This window comes from Streptomyces sp. XY431, assembly GCF_001279805.1.
In the GTDB taxonomy this organism is placed as follows: Bacteria; Actinomycetota; Actinomycetes; order Streptomycetales; family Streptomycetaceae; genus Kitasatospora; species Kitasatospora purpeofusca.
Genome location: NZ_LGDO01000076.1, coordinates 1 through 19235, shown reverse-complemented (window position 1 = coordinate 19235; position 19235 = coordinate 1). Strand labels below are relative to the sequence as shown.

Genomic DNA, 19235 nt, shown 5'->3' with positions numbered 1-19235 from the left:
GGGTACTGCGGGGGGCGGGTGGGTGCTGCGGGGTGGGCGGGGAGCCCCGGCGGCCCGTCTCCGTGGGGAACGGACGGGCCGCCGGGGAGTCAGCGGAGCGGCGGCACGGACGGCTGGGACTGGGTGGCGCAGTGGATGCCGCCGCCGCCGGAGGCGATGTTGTCGATGTCGACCTGGACGATGTCGCGGGTCGGGAACTCGGCCTGGAGGACGGCGCGGGCCCGCGCGTCGGCGGCGGCGTGGCCGAACTGGGGGACGAACACGGCGCCGTTGGCCACGTAGAAGTTGCTGTAGCTGGAGAGGAAGTCCTTGCCGAGGTCGCGGCCGCGGATCCGCTTCCGGTCCGGGGCGGGCAGCTCGATCACGGTCAGCGCGCGGCCGCGGGCGTCGGTGGCGGTGCTCAGGGCCCGCTTGGCCTGCTCGTAGACCTTGACCCAGACCTGGTCCGTGCCGGGGCCGGGCCGGTCGAGCAGGACGCGTCCGGGCGCGGTGAAGCGGGCCAGGCAGTCGATGTGGGCGTCCGTGATGTCCTGGCCGGCCACGCCGTCCAGCCAGATCACCTTGTCCATCCCGAGCGTCGTGCGCAGGGCTCGCTCGACCTCGTCCTGGGACATGCCGGGGTTGCGGTTGGGGTTCACCCAGGAGCTGACGGTGGCCAGCAGGGTGCCCTCGCCGTCGGTCTCCAGGGCGCCGCCCTCGCCGACGAAGGGGGCCCGGATCCGGTCCACCCCGTACTCGGCGAGGAGGGTGCCCGCGACGGCGGCGTCCTCGGCGTACCGCTGGTAGTAGGGGGTGCCGTCCTTGCCCCAGCCGTTGAAGTTGGTGTCGACTCCGGCGATCGTGCCCGGCCCGACCACGAAGGTCGGCCCGAAGTCGCGGATCCAGAGGTCGTCGTTGGAGATCTCGACCACGGTGATGCGGTAGTAGGCGCCGGGTCCGCAGTAGTAGCGGGCGTCGACGGCCTGCCCGGGGCGGGCCACCACGACGACCGGTTCGTAGCGGGAGATCTCGTGGGCGAGCTTGGCGATGTCGTCGCGGACGGCCGACAGCTGGGTCCGCCAGACCGAGGGCAGGGCCGGCCAGGCCATGAAGGTGCGGTCGTGCCGGTCGCTCTCGGCGGGCATCCGCAGCAGCGGTGCGGCAGCCGGGGCGGCTTGGGCAGCCGGGGCGGCTTGGGCGGCACGGGCGGCCGGGAGGGCGGAACCCAGGGCGATCAGGGGTACCGCGGCGGCGCCGAACCGGAGTAGGCCGCGACGCGAGGGGGTGGGGGTGTGCATGTCGCGCTCCCTGGCAGAAGGTGGGAGGTGTGGGGGTTGCCCCGCATCCTGCACCGAACTGAAAATTCAGTCAAGCATTTGGGTCAAGGCTTACCGAGAACCCTGAAAGGATCATCAGGAACCTGTCCGACCAGCGAGGAAGCGCGTAGAGTGGGCGCCCATGTCGGACCGTCGGACGGAAATACTCAGAGCCGCCACCCGCGTGATCGCCCGCCGAGGGGTCCGCGGACTGCGGGTGGGCGAGCTGGCCGCCGAGGCCGGCGTGTCCACCTCGCTCATCTACTACCACTTCAGCGACCGGGCCGGACTGCTGCGCCGGACCCTGGACTTCATCAGCGACCGCGCCGACCACTACACCGCCGAGCCGGACCCCGCGCCGCGCACCGAGGACCCCAGGGCCGACCTGGAACAGGTGCTGCTGCTGGAGCTCCAGGACACCGTCGACGTACGCGAGAACAGCATCGCCTGGGGCGAGTTGAGGGCCACCGCGGTCTTCGAGCCGGACCTCCGCGAGGACCTCGCGCGGACCACCCACACCTGGGTGCACGATGTCGCCGAACTGCTCGCCCGGGCCGACCCCGGCGGCACCGCCCCGGCCCACGCGGCCGCCGCCGAGCGGCTGACCGCGCTGGTCGAGGGCCTCAGCGTGCGCTGGCACAGCGGCTCGCTGCCGGTCGAGCACGCCCGACTGCTGCTGCGCGGGGCGATCGGGGCGGAGCTGGACCGGCACGGCCCGCCCGGCCGCGGCGGCCCGGCGGCGGTGGCCGGGGCGGGCTCCGGGGCCGGATTCGGTCGATCCTGACGCAACCTCTAAACTCGGCGGCACCGCGCGTGCCGAACGTCCCTTTCGCGGGTCCGTCCGACCCCGGTCCGCCCGGTCCCCGGTCCGCTCGGTCCCCGGCCGGTCCGACCCCCGCCCCGGTCGTCCCCCGCCCCGGTCGTCCCCTGCCCCGCCCAGCCCGCCGAGAGAGGCAGCCCGCATGTCCGCCGACCGATCCCCCTTCGCCACGCCGCCGGTCTTCCAGGAGCTGACCCCGGACGACCCCCGCGAGGTCGGCGGCTACCGGCTGTTCGCCCGGCTCGGCGCCGGCGGCATGGGCCGGGTCTACCTCTCCTACACCCCCGGCGGACGGCCGGTCGCCCTCAAGGTGGTCCGGCCCGAGCTCGCCGAGGACCCGGAGTTCCGGGCCCGCTTCGCCCAGGAGGTGGCCAGCGCCCGGCGGATCCACGGCCTCTTCACCGCCCAGCTGGTCGACGCGGGCGTGGACGCCGCCACCCCGTGGCTGGCCACCACCTATGTGCCGGGCCCGTCCCTGCAGCAGGTGGTGCAGCGCTTCGGCCCGCTCCCGGAACGGACGGTGCTACTGCTGATCGCCGGCATCGCGGAGGCGCTCCAGGCGATCCACGCCACCGGGGTGGTGCACCGCGACCTCAAACCGGGCAACGTCCTGATCGCCCCCGACGGCCCCAGGGTGATCGACTTCGGCATCGCCCGGGCGGCCGACGCGGGGGCGCTCACCAGCACCGGCCTGCGGATCGGCTCGCCCGCGTACATGGCGCCCGAGCAGGCCACCGGCCGGCCCGCGACCCCGGCCACCGACGTCTACGCCCTCGGCGCCCTGGCCGTGCACGTCGCGACCGGCGCCCCGCCGTTCGGGGACGGCCCGGACCCGGCGACGCTCTACCGGACCGTGCACGAGGAGCCCGACCTCGGGCCGGTCCCGGAGGGCCTGCGCGGACTGCTGCTGGACTGCCTCGCCAAGCGGCCCGAGGACCGCCCGACCACCGCCGAGGTGATCGCCGCCGTGCGCGAGCACCCGGCCGTCGCCGGGCACCTGCGGTTCGGCGACGACTGGCTGCCGCACCCGCTGACCAGCCAGATCACCCGGCACGCCGAACTGCCGCAGGTGCCGGCCGAGGCGGCCGAGGCGGCCGGCGGGCCCACCGGCGGCGACCCGGACCAGGCCCTGACCGTGCTCACCCCGCGGTCGTCGGCGGCGGCCCCGACCCTGGTGGCGGCCACGCTGCCGGCCCCGGCCGACGACCCGACCGGTGCCCCGGTCGGCGGCCGTGCGCGGGCGAGATCGCGCCGCGGCCGGGGCCTCGGGCGCACCGCGATGACCGCCGCCGTCGCGCTGACGGTCGGCGCCGCGGCGACGGTGCTGCTGCTGGACACCCCGGAGACGGTGGAGGCCGCGACCTCCGAGGACCTGGTGACCGCCACCCCCTCCCCCGGTGCGCCCGCGCCCGGTTCCGCACCGGCCTCCCCGCCGGCCCCGGCCGCACCGACCCCGTCCGCCACACCGTCCGCCACCCCGACGCCGGGCGCCGACTACGCCGTCGCCTACCGCGCGGCCGAGCTGACCTCGGCGGACGCCGGCTACGAGTTCGACCTCGCGACCGGCACCGTCGTCCCGGCCGACAGCGTGACCTGGTACCTCGGCCGGGGCGAGAACGAGTTCCTGGTCCCGGAGACCGCCGATTCCTACATCGGCCGGGACGCCGCCCTGGGGGTGGCCGAGTGCGTCAAGGGGCTGAGCAGCCGGCCGACCGGGCGGGTGCCGTTCGGCGCCGTCGGCCCCCGGGGCGCCTTCTGCGTCCGTTCCGCCGACGGCCGGTCGCTCGCCGTGGTCCGGGTGCTCTCCACCGCGGGCACCGAGGGGCCGGTCAGGGTCTCCGTGGACCACTACCGCCGCAACGGCTGAACCCGCCCGCCGCGACGGCCGCACCTGCCCGAAGCCCCCGGCCGGACTGCCCCCGACCGGGGGCTTCGCTCTCCCTCACAGTTTGACTGATTTTTCAGTCAGTGCAACAGTGCAGTTCACGGCGATGCCGGACGACTCGTCCGCCGCCGGTCCGGCTCCGCACCCGGCGCTCCTCCGAGCCCCGCCCCCTCGGCGCCGGACCGAACCGCTCCCAGCCCCACCGGAGTCCACCGTGTCCCACTCCCCCCTCGCCCGTCGAACCGTCCTGCGTTCGCTCGCCGGCGCCGGCCTGATCGCGCTCGGCGCGTCCGGCTGCGCCGCCGTGGACGACCTGGTCGACCCGGCCGAGCCCTCCTCCCCCGCCGCCGACCCGGCCGGAGGCACACCCGGAGGCGCTCCCGGAGGCAAGTCCGGACAGGGGCGCCGACTCGGCGCCGAGTGGGAGAAGCACGAGCGGACCATGATGTCCTGGCCCGCCTCCGAGGACGTCTGGGGCGAGCAGCTCGCCGCCGTCCGCAAGGACATCGCCGAGGTGGCACGGGCCATCGGCGAGCGCGAGCCGGTGGTCCTGCTGGTCCGGCCCGGCCAGGAGTCCTCGGCCCGCAACGCCTGCGGCTCCGACGTCGAGCTGCTCACCGTCCCGGTCGACGACCTGTGGGCGCGCGACACCGTGCCGGTGTTCGTCGAGGAGGGCGGCAAGGTCAAGGGCGTCGACTTCAACTTCAACGGCTGGGGCCGCAAGCAGCAGCACGGCAACGACGCCAAGGTGGCCCGCGGCGTGCTGGCCAAGTACGGGATCGAGCGCGTGGAGACCCGGCTGGTCGCCGAGGGCGGCTCCTTCGAGAGCGACGGCCGGGGCACCCTCCTCATCACCGAGAGCTCGATCGTCAACGACAACCGCAATCCCGGAATGAGCCGCGACCGGATCGAGGCCGAGCTCAAGCAGCTGCTCGGCGTCACCAAGATCGTCTGGCTGGCCGGCGTCAAGGGCAAGGACATCACCGACGCCCACGTGGACTGCCTGGTCCGCTTCGCCGCCCCGGGCGTCGTCCTGCTCGACCGGGCCTTCCCCGGCACCCCGCCGGACGTCTGGTCCCGCTCCGCCGACCAGGCCCGCTCGGTGCTCGACGGGGCCACCGACGCCACCGGCGCCCGGCTCAAGGTCGTCGAACTCCAGCAGCCCGACCCCGACAGGATCACCGGGCGGGGCGACGCCTTCGTCTCCTCCTACATGAACTTCTACCTCGGCAACAAGGGCGTCTACCTGCCCCTGTTCGGCGACCCCCGGGCCGACGACCACGCCCACGACGTCTTCCGGGAGCACTTCCCCGGGCGCGAGATCGTCCCGCTCCAGATCGACACCATCGCCGGCGGCGGTGGCGGCATCCACTGCGCCACCCACGACATCCCCGCCGTCGGCTGACCGGCTGACCGGCCGTCCGGCCCCGGCCCCGGCCCGACGACAACGGCGGCCGCGGTACCCGGTCTCCCGGGCACCGCGGCCGCCGTGCGGGTCCGGCCCGGTCAGCCCGAGTCGGCGACGAAGCGCTCCGTCGCGGCCGTCAGCTCCGCCTCGTCCAACTCCGGCGGCCGCCCGCCGAAGCTCCTGATCCGGGCGAGCAGTTCATCGGGGAGCCGAACGTGGTAGCGGCGCACGTAGTAGGCCAGGACGGCCGGCCAGAACCACTCCCCGTCGGTGAACAGCGCGCCCTGACAGACCCGTTGGGCCGTGGGGTCGAGCAGGTCGTCGGGCCGGGACGGGGTGGCCAGGGCGACCACGGCGGCCTCCAGATAGGCCACCACGGTCTCCTCGTCCGGGTCCGCCACCGGCCGGACGTCGCGCCGCAGTTCGTCGGCCGAGGTGTAGAACCCGGCCCTTCGCACGCCACTCATCTACGGTTGGCCCTCCTTGTTCTCGGGAAGGACGGTACGCCACCGCCCGCCCCTCTGCTCCGTCCAGACCTCCGCGCCCTGGCGACCGACCGTCATCGTGCCGGACGGGTGAACGTAGAGGTACCCGGTGGGTGCTCTGACCGGCACGCCCAGGACGTTGGCCAGATCCTGGGCGAACGTCCCGGTGGTCGCACCGGTCTGGCACGAGCACAACCGGACCGGGCCGCCGGCGTAACCGGCCTCGCGCATCATGACGGCGAGCGCCCCGGCGTTGATCTCACCGCCCGCCTCGGCCCCGGCGAAGGTGGGCGAGACGCTGAACGGGCCGCCGTGCATGAAGACGTCGAAGTATCCGGGCAGCCTCGGCACGTTCCTCGCGTTCTTGTACAGACCGTCGGACGGATCGGCGAACCGGGCCATGGTCGGCCGACCCGTCCTGGCAGCCGACTCGGCGGCGAGTTCGGCCTCGAAGGCGGCGATCTCGGCCGCGTCGTCCCCGGCCCCGTAGGACGCGACGGCCGGGCGGCCCGAGCCGCCGAGCCCGCCGGTGGTCCGCCCGCCGCCGACGTCGGCGACATCGGCGATGATCGAGCCGCTGCGCCCGACCGGCGCCCGGGCGAGGTCCCGCGCCAGGGTGCTGTTGTCCGCGGCCCTCCCGACGCCCTGGAGCACGTTCTGCGCCAGCGACGGCGTCTCCTGCGCGGGCAGCGCCGCCGCGGGGACGGCCTGGTCGACCGCCTGCCGGGTCCGGGCGATCGCGACGTCCGGGCCCTCGTCGGCGGCCGCCTGGGAGGCCCGGCCGGTCGGGGTGGCGAGCCAGCGCTGACGGGCGGCCTCCTCGGCCGCCTTCTTGGCCCGGGCCGCGGCCTCCGCCTGGGCCTTGCGGACGGTCTCGCGCTCGACGGCCTCGGCGGCCGCCCTGGTGGCGGCGCGCTCGGCGGCGCGGGTGGCCGCCGTCCGGGTGGCGGCCGCCTCGGCGGCGTCCCTGGCCCCGACGACGCCCCAGCGGGTCAGCGCCCGGTCGACGGCCTGGACCGCCGGCCGGGTGGACTTCGCGACGACGGAGCCGTAGATCTTCCGGGCGACGGCGCCCGCGCCCCAGGTGAGGGCTCCGGCGGCGGCGCCGATGGCGATGCTCTGGGCGGCCCCCGCGACGGTGCACTCGGAGCCCCGCAGGCACTCCATCCCGTAGTCGACGCCGCCGGCCGCGGCGCCGCCGCCGATCAGGCCCAGGGCGCCGGTGCCGCCCATGCCCATCACGGCGCCGGTGACCGCGCCCTTGGCGGTCTGCCAGCCGGCCTCCTTCCAGGACCACTTGGCGTCGTCGTTGACGGCGTAGCTGATCGCGTAGCTCGCGAAGCCGACGACCGCGCCGCCGATGGCACCGGCCAGGACGCCGCAGAGGAAGGCGCAGTGCCCGCTGGGGTCGGTGTGGTCGAGCGGGTCCTGCCCGGCGTAGGCGTAGCGGTTGCCGAGCACGGACGGGTCCGGGCTCTGGCTGTAGGTGTCGCGGCTGGTGAAGGCGCCGGTCGCCGGGTCGTACCAGCGGGCGGCCATATTGGCCCGGCCGCTGTCCGGGTCGGTCCAGGAGCTCTGGTAGCCGAGCGACGGCCGGCTGCCGGCGGTGGCGGTGACCCGGCCGAAGGGGTCGTAGGCGGTGGAGCCGGTGAGGGTGGTGCCGGTGGCGGTGAAGCCGCCGACCACGTCGGTGTGCCGGTCGACCAGGGCGAGGGTCCGGCCGCTGCCGTTCTGCTGCCAGCCGAAGACGGCCCCGGCGTCGTCGTGGCTGTAGCTGGTGCTGCCGTCGGAGGCGACGGCGTTGCCCTGGTCGGTGTAGCTGAGCGACCGGCTTCCGGTGCGGACCAGGCGGTCCAGGCCGTCGTAGGCGTTGGTGGCGGTGCCGTCGGTCACCAGCCGCTCGAAGGCGTCGTAGCCGGAGGTGACGGTGCCGGCGGTGGTGGTCCGGGTCCTCTGGGTGCCGCGGGCGGTCCAGGTGTAGCCGGTGGTGCCGTCCGAGAGCAGCCGGTTCCTGGCGTCGTAGACCGCGGTGGCGGGGCCGGCCCGGGTGCGGTTGCCGGCCGCGTCGTAGCCGTACGCGGTGGTGCTGGAGCCGTTGGTCCAGCTGGTGAGCCGGCCCGCGAGGTCGTAGCCGTAGGTGTTGGCGGCGGCCCCGGCGGTGCCGGTGGTGGTCTTGGCGGTCAGGTGGTCGGCGAGGTCGTAGCCGTAGGCGACGGCGGCCTCGACCGTGCCGCCGGGGGCGGTCAGGGTGTCGCTGCTGAGGCGGTGCAGGGCGTCGTGGCCGAAGGTGCGGACGGCGCCGCCGGCGCCGTAGCCGATCCGTTCGACCTGGTCGAGGGCGTTGTAGCCGTAGGTGGCGGTGACGGCGGTGGCCGGGTCGACGAGGGTGGCCAGCCGGTGGGCCGCGTCGTAGCGGAGGCTGGTGGTGCCGGCGGCGTCCAGCCGGGTGGTGAGCTGCCCGTTGGCGTCGTAGCCGAACGAGGAGGTGCCGGAGGGGCCCTGGGCGGAGGTCAGCAGGCCCCGGTCGTCGTAGGCGTAGGTGTTGTCGCCGCCGACACCGGCGACCCGGGTGACCCGGCCGACGAGGTCGTAGCCGTAGCTGTGCGCGGCGGTGGCGGCCTCGGCGCCGGTGCCGGTCTCGGCGGTGAGCCGGCCGAGGTTGTCATAGGTCCGGGAGCGGACCACCCCGCCGGGCTCGGTGAGCGAGACGATCCGGCCGGCGGCGTCGTAGCTGGTGGTGCGGGTGCGGTCGGCGGCGGCCGGGTAGGCGTCGGTGGCCGGTTCGATCTCGGACTCCGGCAGCCCCCAGGCGTTGTAGGTGGTGCGGAAGGTGTTGCCGCGCCCGTCGGTGAAACTGGTCCGGTGGCCGGCCGCGTCGTAGCCGTAGGTGCTGGTGATGCCGGTGGCCGGGGCGTTCGCGGTGGCCGCGGTGACCGGCTCGGTGAGCGAGACGATCCGGCCGGCGGCGTCGAAGGCCCGGGTGGTGGTGGTGCCCAGCGGGTCGGTGGCCCGGACGGCGTTGCCGGCCCGGTCGTAGCCGGTGGCCGTGGAGCGCAGCACGGTGCCGGCGGGGTCGAGTTCGGCGCTGCCGGTGGCCCGGTCGGCGCCGTCGTAGGCGGTGGTGCGGGCGCTGCCGTCGGCGGCCGTCACCCTGACCGGGCGGCCCGCCGCGTCGTAGGCCGTGGTGACCGTGCGGCCGAGCGGGTCGGTGACGGTGACGGGCCGGTTGGCGGCGTCGTAGCCGGTGGTGACGGTGTTGCCGAGCGGGTCGGTGACGGTGACGGGGTTCCCGGCGTCGTCCCACCCGGTGGTGCTGGTGTACGCGGCGGCCTGCGAGCGCACCACGACGGTGCTGGTGACCTGGCGGCCCAGGTCGTCGTAGGTGGCGGTGGTGCGGGCGCCGGTGGGGTCGGTGGCGGAGAGCTGTTCGCCGGCCGCGTCGTAGGCCGACTTCCAGACCCCGGCGGGGGCTGCGGCGTCCGCCTTGGGGTCGGTGCGGGTGAGCAGGTTGTCGAGCTGGTCGTAGCCGAAGGTGGTGGTCTGCCGGGAGGCGTCCTGGCTGGAGGAGATCCGGCCGGCGGCGTCGTAGCCGACGTTGCTCCAGGCGGTGAGGGCGGCGCCCCCGCCGGGCGGCCGGTAGCCGGTGACGCCGCGCATCACCGGGCGGCCGAGCTGGTCGTAGTCGGCCTGGGTGAGGGTGCCGAGGGCGTCCTGGGTCAGGACGGCCTCGCCGTAGGTGTTGTACGCGGTGCGGGCGGTGGCCCGGGTGGTGGCCCGGGTTCCGTCCGCTCCTTCGGTGGTGACGGCCGGTCCGGTGACGAGGGCCGGGCGGTCGGCGCGGTCGTAGCCGTACTCGGTGGTGTACGCGGCCGGGTCGGCGCCGGTCGCGGTGCCGCGCGGGTCGGTGGCGGCCGTGATTCGGCCGCGGGCGTCCCTGGTCCAGGTGCTGGTGAGGTCCTCGGTGCCGGTGTGCAGGATCCGGGCGGTGATCCGGCCGGCGGCGTCGTAGCGGGCGTCGGCGGTGGTGAGCACGGTGCCCGCGGTATCGGTGCGGGTGACCGTCAAGGGGTTGCCGTCGGCGTCGTAGCGGGCCTTGGTGACCTGGTCGGGGCTGCCCTTGACGGTGACGGAGGCGACCCGGCCGGCGGCGTCGTAGGTGACGCCGTTGCTGTTGGCGCCGCCGCCGGTCAGGGTGCGGGTCAGCTGGCCGGCGCCGTCGTAGTCCAGGCGCCGGAGTTCGACCTCCCGGGTGCTGCCGTCGGGGTTGTGGACGCCGGTGGCGCTGACCCGGGCCAGGCGGTCGTCGTCGTAGTACTGGTAGCGGGTGGTGCGGCCCATCGCGTCGGTGACACTGGCCTGGCGTCCGGCCGGGTCGTAGGCGCGGGAGGAGACGACCAGGTCGGCCGGGGCCTTCGGCTGGTCGGGGTCGCTGCCGGTGTAGCCCTGGAGGGCCGTGGTGGCCGGCCGGCCGGTGGCGGTGTAGGTGGTGCGCCAGGTGCGGCCGGCCGGGTCGGTGACGGAGGTGGGCTGCCCGTAGACGTCGTAGCTGTTGGTGACGGTGCGCCGGCCCATGGGGTCGGTGACGGTGCTGACCCGGCCGGCCGGGTCGTAGGAGGTCCGGGTGGTCCGCGAGGGGTCGGCGGCGTCCCCGCCGCTCCCGTCCCGTTCGGTGCTGACGGTGATGTTGCCGTCCGGGTCGTACTCGACCTCGTGGACGGGGTGGTGGACGGTGCCGTCGAGGTCGTTGGCCGTCCACGGCGCGGTGGTGACCAGCGGCCGGTTCTGCCCGTCGTGGGTGAAGGTCGTGGTGAGGCCGCCCGGCGGGCCGCCGGGCCAGGTCTCGGTGGAGCTCACCCGGCGGCCGAGGCCGTCGTAGGTGTAGGTGGTGGTCAGCCCGGCCGGGTCGGTGACCTGCGCCAGGTCGGTGTTCCTGTAGTAGGCGTACCGGGTGACGGCGCCGCCCGGGGTGGTGACGGAGAGCAGCATCCCGGCCCGGACGAAGCCGCCGCCGTGGGCGAGCACGGGCGTGGTCGAGTACTCCTGCGCGGTGTCCCGGCCCTGCGGGAAGTCCGGGGTCGCCGGAGTCGTGGTGTGCAGCAGGTTCCCGACGGCGTCGTACTGGTAGGACGTCCGGTAGGTCTCGTCGGCCGGACCCGAGGAGCGGGCGTCCCGGAACACCGTCGGACGGTCGTTCAGCGGGCTCTGCGGGTGGGCCGGATCGACCCAGTACTCGGTGTACGAGGTCTGGCACCAGGTGGGTGTGCGGCAGGTGGTGCGGCTCTTCGCGTTGCCGCGGGAGTCGTTGGTGAGGCTGGTGGTGTGGCCCGCCGGGTCGGTGGTCCGGTTGAGGTACCCCTGCTCGTCGTAGCCGTAGCCGGTGCGCCCGCCGCCCGCGTCGGTGGCGGAGGTGACCCGGCCGCCCGCCGCCGGGTCGAAGGTGCGGACCAGCGCCTTGCCGCCCGGGTCGGTGACGGTCACCCGCAGTTGGGCGCCGCTGTAGTCGGCCTCGGTGGTGCGGGTGTCGCGGACCTCGTCGGCGGTCAGCACCCGTGACCAGAACGCCAGTTCGGCGAGCTCGCCCTGGAAGTGCCCCTGCCGGTCGGCGGGCGCGGCGGGCCAGGAGGTGTCGATGAACCCGGCCCCGGCATAGGTGTAGCGCTGGGCCGTCCGGTTGGGGAGGCCGGCCGGGCTGCCGGACTCCAGCGGCCGGCCGTCGAGGTACAGCGTGCCGGTGGCGGTCTGCTGCTTCCAGCTCAGCGCGGCCGTGTGCCACGCGTTGTCGTCGACCGCGGGGCCGTGCAGCAGCCCGGTGGAGCCGGTGGTGATGCCGCCGCGCAGCCGCCCGTCGGTGCCGATGTAGAGCAGTGGTTGGGCGCTGCCCGCGCCGCCCGGGCTGGTCGAGGTGATCGCCCGGTCCTGGGTGGAGTACAGGACGCCGCCCCGCCGGTCGGTACGGAACTGGACCGCGACGGTGAAGTCCCCCTCGGCCGGGACCTGCCCGTCCGGCAGCCGCAGCGAGGAGGTGGCACCGAAGCCGGCGACGGTGGGCACGCCGTAGTCGCCGCCGGTCGGGCTGCCCGCGCGGGCCACGCCCAGGGTGACATTGCCGAAGGTGCCGTCGCGCCCGTCCTCCCGGCCGTGGACGGCGTTGTGCGCGACCTGGCCGGAGGGCTCGTCCAGCCGGTAGTAGTCGGCCGGGCGGGCCGAGAGGACGGCCTGCTGGTGGACGACCCCGGCGGGGTACACCGCGCCGGTCGCGGAGGGCTTCCAGTGCCCGCCGTTGCTGTCCGTGACGTCCGCGACCCGGTCCCGGGCTGGGTCGTAGGCGACGGTGGTGTAGGAGCGGCCGGAGGGCAGGGTGATCGCGGACAGCGTGTTGACGGCGGCCCGGGCGGCGAAGTGCGCGGTGATCCGGTCGGCGGTCAGCGCGTAGCCGTAGCTGGCGAATTCGTCGATGGCGCCGGAGAAGTAGGAGTCCTTGCCGAGCGCGGGGACGGCCGGGTAGCCGGCGGCGCCGAAGCCCGCGCCGAGGTAGACCCGGTCCGAGGCGGGCAGCGGGACGACCGCGGCGGTCCGGTTGGCGACCCGCTGGCCGTCCAGCCAGAGCTCCTGGGACTGGCCGTTCGAGGTGAGCACCACGTGGTGCCAGGCGTTGTCGGTGACGTACCGCCCGGTGTTCATCGCGGTGCGGGTGGTGTCGTAGTAGCCGCCGTACAGCCGGCCGTCGGTGCCCACGTAGAGCGCCGGCACGTCCGGGGACTCCGGCGGTCCGGAACGGATCGCCCCGACGGCCTTGTTCTGGTACGAGTGCAGGATGCCGGCGGAGCCGGGCGCCGAGCGGAACCACAGCTCGGTGCTGCCCTGGTTGGAGGCGCCCGGCGCGGCCGCGTCGTCGGTGACCATGGTGCCGTAGCCGTTGAAGGCGGCGGCACCGTCGGTGGTTCCGGCGAGCACGCCGGCGGCGCCGCCCGGGGCGCCGTGGTGGTGGGCGGTGGCGCAGCAGACCGACCGGACGACCTCGTCGGCGGCCGGGTCGGTCTCGTTGGCGGGGTCGATCGGGTCGCCGAGCCGCAGATAGCTGGTGGGGGACGCGTCGGCGACCTGGGAGCGGTAGTGCGAGGTCGCGGTGTACTGGTAGCCGGTGCACTGGGTCCCGGCGCCGGGGGCGCAGACGGCCGTGAGGTTGTCGCCGGTGTAGCGGTACGTCCAGGTGAGGGCGGTGGCGGCGTCGCCGGGCGTGACCGGGTCGGTGCTGACGGAGGTGACGTGCGCGGCGGTGGATCCCGCCGGGCGGGTCCAGCCGAAGCGCAGCGCGCGGCCGGAGGCGGAGGTGGCGGTCTCCAGGGTGCCGTCGGCCCGGTACTGGTGGGTGACGGCGAAGCCGCCCGCGTCGGTGACCCTGGTGAGCCGGCCGTTCACGTCGAAGGCCAGTACCGAGCCGGACTTGTCGGTGAGTTCGAAGGTGCTGCCGGCGGCCCGGACGAGCGTCGCGTAGCGCCCGGCGGGCCCGGTGTACGAGTCGTCGGCGCCGTGCAGGAACCGCACCTGCTGCCCGTCCGGGAGGGTGACCAGGGCGTCGCCGTTCTCGAAGGCCAGCCGGCCGTCGAAGGAGCTGCTCCAGCCGGTGCCGAACAGGCCGCCGCCGCGGGTGTCGAGGCTGTTGTAGACCCGCTTGACGGCCAGCGGCGGTCCGGCGGTGGAGACCGAGGCGTCGGTGGCCGAGGTCGACCAGTTTCCGGTGAGCGGGTCGATGCCGTGCAGGTCGGGGTCGGTCCCGGCGCCCAGGTGCGAGGTGACGGCCGGCTGCGGGACCTGCGGGACGATCAGGCCGGAGGGCGAACTGACCGTGCTGTAGCCGTCGGTGACGTCCACCCACCATTCGGTGGGCCGCCCCCAGCGGAGCACCCCGGCGGGGACGGTGAACGTCCCGGAGGCCTGCCAGTCGGAGCTGGTGGTGCCGACGACGAGCCGGTAGCGCAGTGCGGAGGGCCAGTTGTCGAGGTCGCGCGCCGCGACGGTGAGGACCGGGGTCAGGGTGGCGGGGGCGAAGCCGCGCGGCGGGGCGACGGCGTCGACGACCGGGTCCACATTGGTGACCTGGAGGGTGAAGCAGCCGCCCGGCGCGAGGCCCGAACTGTCGGAGAACCAGCCGCCGGAGGGCGTCCGCATGTCCCAGCACACCACGTAGGAGCGGGGCGGCAGCGGCCCGATCCCGCCGCTCAGCGTCACCTTCTGGTTCGGCCCGACGTCGACGGGCATCGGGGTGAACACCCGGTTCGCGGTGGCGATCTCGTTCAGCGTGGCTGGGTCGTAGAGCCGGTAGGACAGCCGGTAGCCGCTGTCGGTCCGCCAGGTCTCCGCCCCGTGGTTGAGGACCTCCACGGAGAGCGCGCCGGCCTGGCCGTTGGTGACCGGCGGGTCGAGCACGGCGCCGGACGGCGTGCTGTAGTAGGCCGCGTACGGGGTGTACTCCAGCTGCAGGTACGGCGGGTTGGCGGAGCTCGCGGAGGCGAACTCGCGGTAGACGGCGGCGGATCCGCGGACGGCGATGCCGCAGTTCGAGACCGACTGGCCGTGGGTGCAGCCGTCGACGACACCCACGCCCGGCCCGTCGATGCCGATCCAGCCCCAGCCGGATCCGGTGCCCATCGTGTACTGCCCGAACACATTGCCGGTCGGTACGGCGCCCATCCCCTTGACCCCGGCCGGCGACCACGCGCCGGTGATCGGCGCGATCTCGACCGGCGCCGATCCGGTGCCGCGGACCTGGTAGAGGTGGAGCGCCGCGCCGACCACGTAGTCGTTGGCGTAGGTCTGGACGCCGCCGAAGGACAGGTAGGTCTCGTAGCGGTGGTGCGAGTCGTCGCCGCCGACCAGGACCAGCGAGGTGCCGACGTGGTTGGCCCCGCTGTAGTCGTCGACGTAGGTCGACGCGTTGGCCTTGCTGTTGCCGGTCGTGGTGGTCGGGTCGACCACCACCGGGAACACCCGGGCCGGGTCGTGCAGCCAGGCCGGGTCGGCCGTCACGGTAAGGGTGCGGTCGGATCCCTGCCCGTCGAGGGTGTAGCGGACGGCGGTGGACTCGGCCGGTCCGCCGGGAGCGGAGTCGTGCATCACACCGCGCGGCACCCGGATCCGGACCGCGCCCTCGGCGTCCTTGAACTCCACCTCGCCGTCGGCCGTCAGCGCCGGGGTCAGGCCGGTGGTGTGCAGCGGGAACGTCCACGAGCCGGCCGCCCCTGGGCCGTCCAGGACGAACTCCTCCTTGACGCCGTTCCACAGCGCGGTGATCCGGAGGTCGGTACCGGGCAGGACCGAGCGGTAGGTGGCGGTGTCACCGGCGACCTCGGGCACCACCGGCGCGGCGCCGGCGAGGGCGTAGCGGACGGCGTGGCCGTCGTCGAGCGCCACGGTCTCCAGGTCCGGGGCGTCGGCGCGGCGGGCCAGGCCGATCCGGGTCCCGTTGGCCCGCTCGGTCAGCCGGCCGTCGGGCCCCGGGACGAGCGTGGTGTCGATCGCCGCCCAGTCGCCCGCCGGGGTGCGGTAGTTGACGGGGTGGGCGAAGAGCTGGCGGCTGGTGCTGCCGTCGGCGTTACGGAAGGTCCGGCTGTCGGCGGTGCGCTCGGCGACGACCTCGACGCTCGGGTCCTCGTCCCGCAGGTGCCCCGAACCGGTGGTCCGGCCGCCGGGGCCGGGTGCTCCAGGACCGGGTGCACCGGGGCCGGGTGCTCCGGGGCCACCGCCGGGCCCGCCGTCCGAACCGCCGGGAGTGCCGCCGGACGCGGCCGGGCGGGCAGCGCCGGCGGCCGGGGCGACGTCCGCGGCGGGCGCGTACTGCGGGGTGCCGGACAGCTTCGGGCTGCGTGCCGGGGCGGTGGCGGCGGGCGCCTCGGGCGGCGGACCCTGAGCACCGGCCGGCTCGGCGGCGTCCTCGCCGCGGGCCTCGGTGGCCTCGGCGCCGACCTCGTGCGGCAGGTCGGCCGCGCTGCCGGTGCGCTGGACCGGGATCCGCGGCGCGGCCGCCGGCTTCGCCCCCGCCCCGTCCGCGGCGCGGGCGGACGGCGCCTCGGCCAGCGCGGGGCCGCAGAGCCCGGCCAGTAGGCTCAGGACGACGGTGGCGGCGGTTCTGCCGCCCCACCGACCACGACGGATTCGCCCGTGCGACATGCCACTCTCCCCCGGTCCGGCGGTGCCGCGAGCGTGCGGCACCGCGGCGCCGATCATGGGGGAGCGATGGAGACAATGTCAGGCCCCCGAGATGGAACTGTGGCTTCCGCAGGCACAAGTTCACTCCGGGTCCCCCTGCGACTCGACGGGGCGTCACCGCGGCGACGCCCGAGGCGCGGGAACCGGGGCAGGTGCGGCTCGGCCGGTGCTACCCGTCGGCCCGCAGCCGGTGCTACTCGTCGCCCCGCGGCGGCAGCAGCTCGGCGGCGCGTTCGGCGACCTCGTGGTGCAGGGCGTCGCGGACGGCCCGGACGGCGGGGTGGGTGACGGCCTCGCGGCGGACGGCCAGGGTGATCGGGAGCCGGATGTCGACCTCCTCGGGCAGCAGCCGCCGCAGCCCGGCCCGGTCGGCGAGGAAGGCCGGGAGCACGCCGACACCGGTGCCCAGCCGGGTCGCCTCGACCTGGGCGAAGACGTTGGTGGAGGAGAACGCGGGCGTGCAGCCCGGCAGATGGCGTTCGATGTCGAGATCGCCGACCTGCAGCATCGACTCGATGTAGAAGACCAGCGGGTGCTCCCGCAGTTCGGCCACCGCAGCCGGCGCCCCGCACCGGGCGAGGTACTCGTCACCGGCGTACAGGCCGAGGGTGTAGTCGGTGAGGTGCTCGGTCACCAGTCGGCTCCGGGGCGGTCGGCCGATCGTCAGGGCGAGGTCGAAGCCCGCCGGACGCAGCGGCAACTCCCTTGTCGCCGTGATGAGTTCGACCTGGAGCCGAGGGTGACGGCGGCGCACCCGGGCCAGTGCCGGAGTGGCGAAGAGGGTGCCGAAGCCGTCCGGTGCGCTCACCCGGACGGTGCCGTGCAGGGACGGCGGGTCCTGGCCGGACACCGCGTCCACGACCCGGACCAGGGCGTCCTCGATCGTACGGGCGTTCTCGGCGACCGCTCGGCCGGCGTCCGTCAGCACCCAGCCCTCCGTACCGCGTTCCATCAGCCGCACGCCGAGGCTCCGCTCCAGCGCGGTGATCCGGCGGGACACCGTGGTGTGGTCCACCCCCAGCGCGTCGGCGGCGCTCACCAGGCGCCCCGTGCGGGCGACGGCGAGCAGATGGCGCAGGTCGTCCGCGCGCAGCTCGCGCGGATCGGGCCCGCCGGGGCGCTCCACCGCCGCCGGGGCCGGGATTTCCTGGCGGGAGCGGGGGCTGGGGCCGGAGCCGGAGCGGGGGCTGGGGCTGGACCGGGGGCGCATCGGGGCAGCCTATCTGCATTTCCGCACACCCCCTCTGCGCGATTGGCGGTTGAACGCACACCGGACCCACGGCAGAGTCGGATCGGCCCGCCCGTGCCGGGGGCCACCGTCCTCCCACCGCCGAGGGGTTGCCCGTGGTTGCCAGTCTGTCCCTGCCCCGTATCCTGCGCATCGGCCGCGGCGCGGCCGAGGAACTGGGCGCCGTCGTCGCGGGCCTCGGCCTGCGGCGCCCGCTCCTGGTCACGGACGCGTTCCTGACCGGCACCGGCGCCGCCGAGCGCCTGCTGGGGATCCTGCGCGGCTCCGGGCTCCACCCCGCACTGTTCGACGGCACCGTGCCCGACCCGACGACCGACTCCCTCGCCCCCGGCCTGGAGGCCCTGCGCTCGCACGGGGCGGACTCGGTGATCGGCTTCGGCGGCGGCAGCCCGATGGACACCGCCAAGGCCCTCGCCCTGCTGGGCGTGCAGGGCGGCGGGATGCGCGACTACAAGGCGCCGCACGTCAACCTCGGACCGGCCCTCCCGGTGATCGCCGTCCCCACCACCGCCGGCAGCGGCTCGGAGGCCACCCAGGTCACCGTCATCACCGACAGCGCCACCGACGAGAAGATGATGTGCCTGGGCCCGGCCTTCCTGCCGATCGCCGCCGTCGTCGACATGGAACTGACGCTCTCGATGCCGCCCCGGCTGACCGCCGACACCGGCGTCGATGCGCTCACCCACGCCGTCGAGGCCTACGTCAGCCGCAAGTCCGGTCCCTTCACCGACGGCCTGGCCCTCACCGCGATCGCCACCATCGGCCGGCATCTGCGCCGCGCCTACGCCGACGGTTCGGACGCCGAGGCCCGGGAGGCGATGATGCTCGCCGCGACCCAGGCCGGCATCGCCTTCTCCAACTCCAGCGTCGCCCTGGTGCACGGCATGAGCCGCCCGATCGGCGCCCACTTCCACGTCGCCCACGGCCTGTCGAACGCCATGCTGTTCCCGGCGGTGACCGCCTTCTCCGTCCACGCCGCGCCCGAGCGCTACGCCGACTGCGCCCGCGCCCTGGGCGCGGCGACCGCCGCCGACCCCGCGGCCGCGGCCTCGGCCAAGCTGGTCGACGCCCTGCACACCCTCTGCGACGACCTGGCCGTCCCCACCCCGCGCAGCTACGGCATCGACCACGCCGCCTGGAGCGGGCTCACCCCGCTCATGGCCGAACAGGCCCTGGCCTCCGGCTCCCCCGCCAACAACCCCGCCGTCCCCACCGCCGCCCAGATCGAGGAACTGTACGCCCGCGTCTACGCCTGAGCCCGCCCATCCCTGCAGGTGACCGACCGTCGCCCGCCCCGGCCGACACGCCACGGGCGGCGGACCCTCACCCGCCGCCCCGGGTACCGCGCCTACTGTCACCTTTGCACCCAACAGGTGCATCGTCTGACAGAAGCGGAGAATCCCCATGAACCGTCACATCGGCCGATCCCTGGCGCTGCTCGCCGTCCTCGGCCTCGCCGCCGTGCCGACCGCGGCGAGCGCCGACGTCGTCTCCGGTGGCAACCACGGGACCGTCATCGTCGGCAACGGCAACCAGGTCGCCGGATACGACATCATCGACGCCGGCCACGACGCCACCGTCGGCTCCCACAACGGTTCGAGCGGAGTGGCCGGGACCGCCGTCGACGCCGCCCAGGCGGCAGGCGGCAACTACGGGACGGTCATCGTCGGCGACGACAACCAGGTCGCCGGGGACGACGCCATCAACGCCCTGAACGACGCCACCGTCGGCTCCTACAACGGCTGACGTCCCGGAATACCTCATTTGGCGTTGGAAAAAGCATCCCGGAACGCAAAGAACCCCCGCCGGTTTCCCGACGGGGGTTCTTCACAATGATTGTTCGGCGGCGTCCTACTCTCCCACAGGGTCCCCCCTGCAGTACCATCG

General features: G+C 74.9%; 9 protein-coding genes. 5 read left to right on the top strand and 4 right to left on the bottom strand.

Annotated elements, in window-relative coordinates; all coding sequences use genetic code 11:
* Nucleotides 1–89: 89 nt before the first annotated feature.
* The gene (locus tag ADK60_RS11060) at nucleotides 90–1277 is read right to left on the bottom strand and encodes an agmatine deiminase family protein (protein WP_053645266.1); all 1188 of its coding nucleotides are present in this window, start codon (nucleotides 1275–1277) and stop codon (nucleotides 90–92) included.
* A 160-nt stretch (nucleotides 1278–1437) separates the two neighbouring features.
* Here ADK60_RS11060 and ADK60_RS11055 point away from each other — a divergent pair, with 160 nt between their 5' ends.
* From ADK60_RS11055 to ADK60_RS11045, 3 genes are all read left to right on the top strand, one after another.
* On the top strand, nucleotides 1438–2079 hold the full coding sequence (locus tag ADK60_RS11055; protein WP_078897426.1) for a TetR/AcrR family transcriptional regulator: 642 nt from the start codon (nucleotides 1438–1440) through the stop codon (nucleotides 2077–2079).
* A 178-nt stretch (nucleotides 2080–2257) separates the two neighbouring features.
* On the top strand, nucleotides 2258–3982 hold the full coding sequence (locus ADK60_RS45655; protein ID WP_053645264.1) for a serine/threonine-protein kinase: 1725 nt from the start codon (nucleotides 2258–2260) through the stop codon (nucleotides 3980–3982).
* Between the two features lie 232 nt (nucleotides 3983–4214).
* The gene (locus ADK60_RS11045) at nucleotides 4215–5405 is read left to right on the top strand and encodes an agmatine deiminase family protein (protein WP_053645262.1); all 1191 of its coding nucleotides are present in this window, start codon (nucleotides 4215–4217) and stop codon (nucleotides 5403–5405) included.
* A 101-nt stretch (nucleotides 5406–5506) separates the two neighbouring features.
* Here ADK60_RS11045 and ADK60_RS46370 read toward each other — a convergent pair whose 3' ends face one another.
* The 3 genes from ADK60_RS46370 to ADK60_RS11030 form a co-directional block, all read right to left on the bottom strand.
* The gene (locus ADK60_RS46370) at nucleotides 5507–5875 is read right to left on the bottom strand and encodes a hypothetical protein (protein ID WP_234371033.1); all 369 of its coding nucleotides are present in this window, start codon (nucleotides 5873–5875) and stop codon (nucleotides 5507–5509) included.
* Nucleotides 5876–16060 carry a LamG-like jellyroll fold domain-containing protein gene (locus tag ADK60_RS11035; RefSeq protein WP_053645260.1) on the bottom strand — a complete coding sequence of 3395 codons (10185 nt, stop codon included), beginning with the start codon at nucleotides 16058–16060 and terminating at the stop codon, nucleotides 5876–5878.
* Between the two features lie 232 nt (nucleotides 16061–16292).
* Nucleotides 16293–17309, bottom strand: a complete 1017-nt coding sequence (locus ADK60_RS11030; RefSeq protein WP_079008240.1) for a LysR family transcriptional regulator — start codon at nucleotides 17307–17309, stop codon at nucleotides 16293–16295.
* Nucleotides 17310–17443: 134 nt separating this feature from the next.
* Here ADK60_RS11030 and ADK60_RS11025 point away from each other — a divergent pair, with 134 nt between their 5' ends.
* Together ADK60_RS11025 and ADK60_RS11020 are read left to right on the top strand one after the other, a co-directional pair.
* Nucleotides 17444–18604, top strand: a complete 1161-nt coding sequence (locus ADK60_RS11025; RefSeq protein WP_053645256.1) for an iron-containing alcohol dehydrogenase — start codon at nucleotides 17444–17446, stop codon at nucleotides 18602–18604.
* Between the two features lie 148 nt (nucleotides 18605–18752).
* Nucleotides 18753–19094, top strand: a complete 342-nt coding sequence (locus tag ADK60_RS11020; RefSeq protein ID WP_045944600.1) for a hypothetical protein — start codon at nucleotides 18753–18755, stop codon at nucleotides 19092–19094.
* Nucleotides 19095–19235 lie beyond the last annotated feature (141 nt).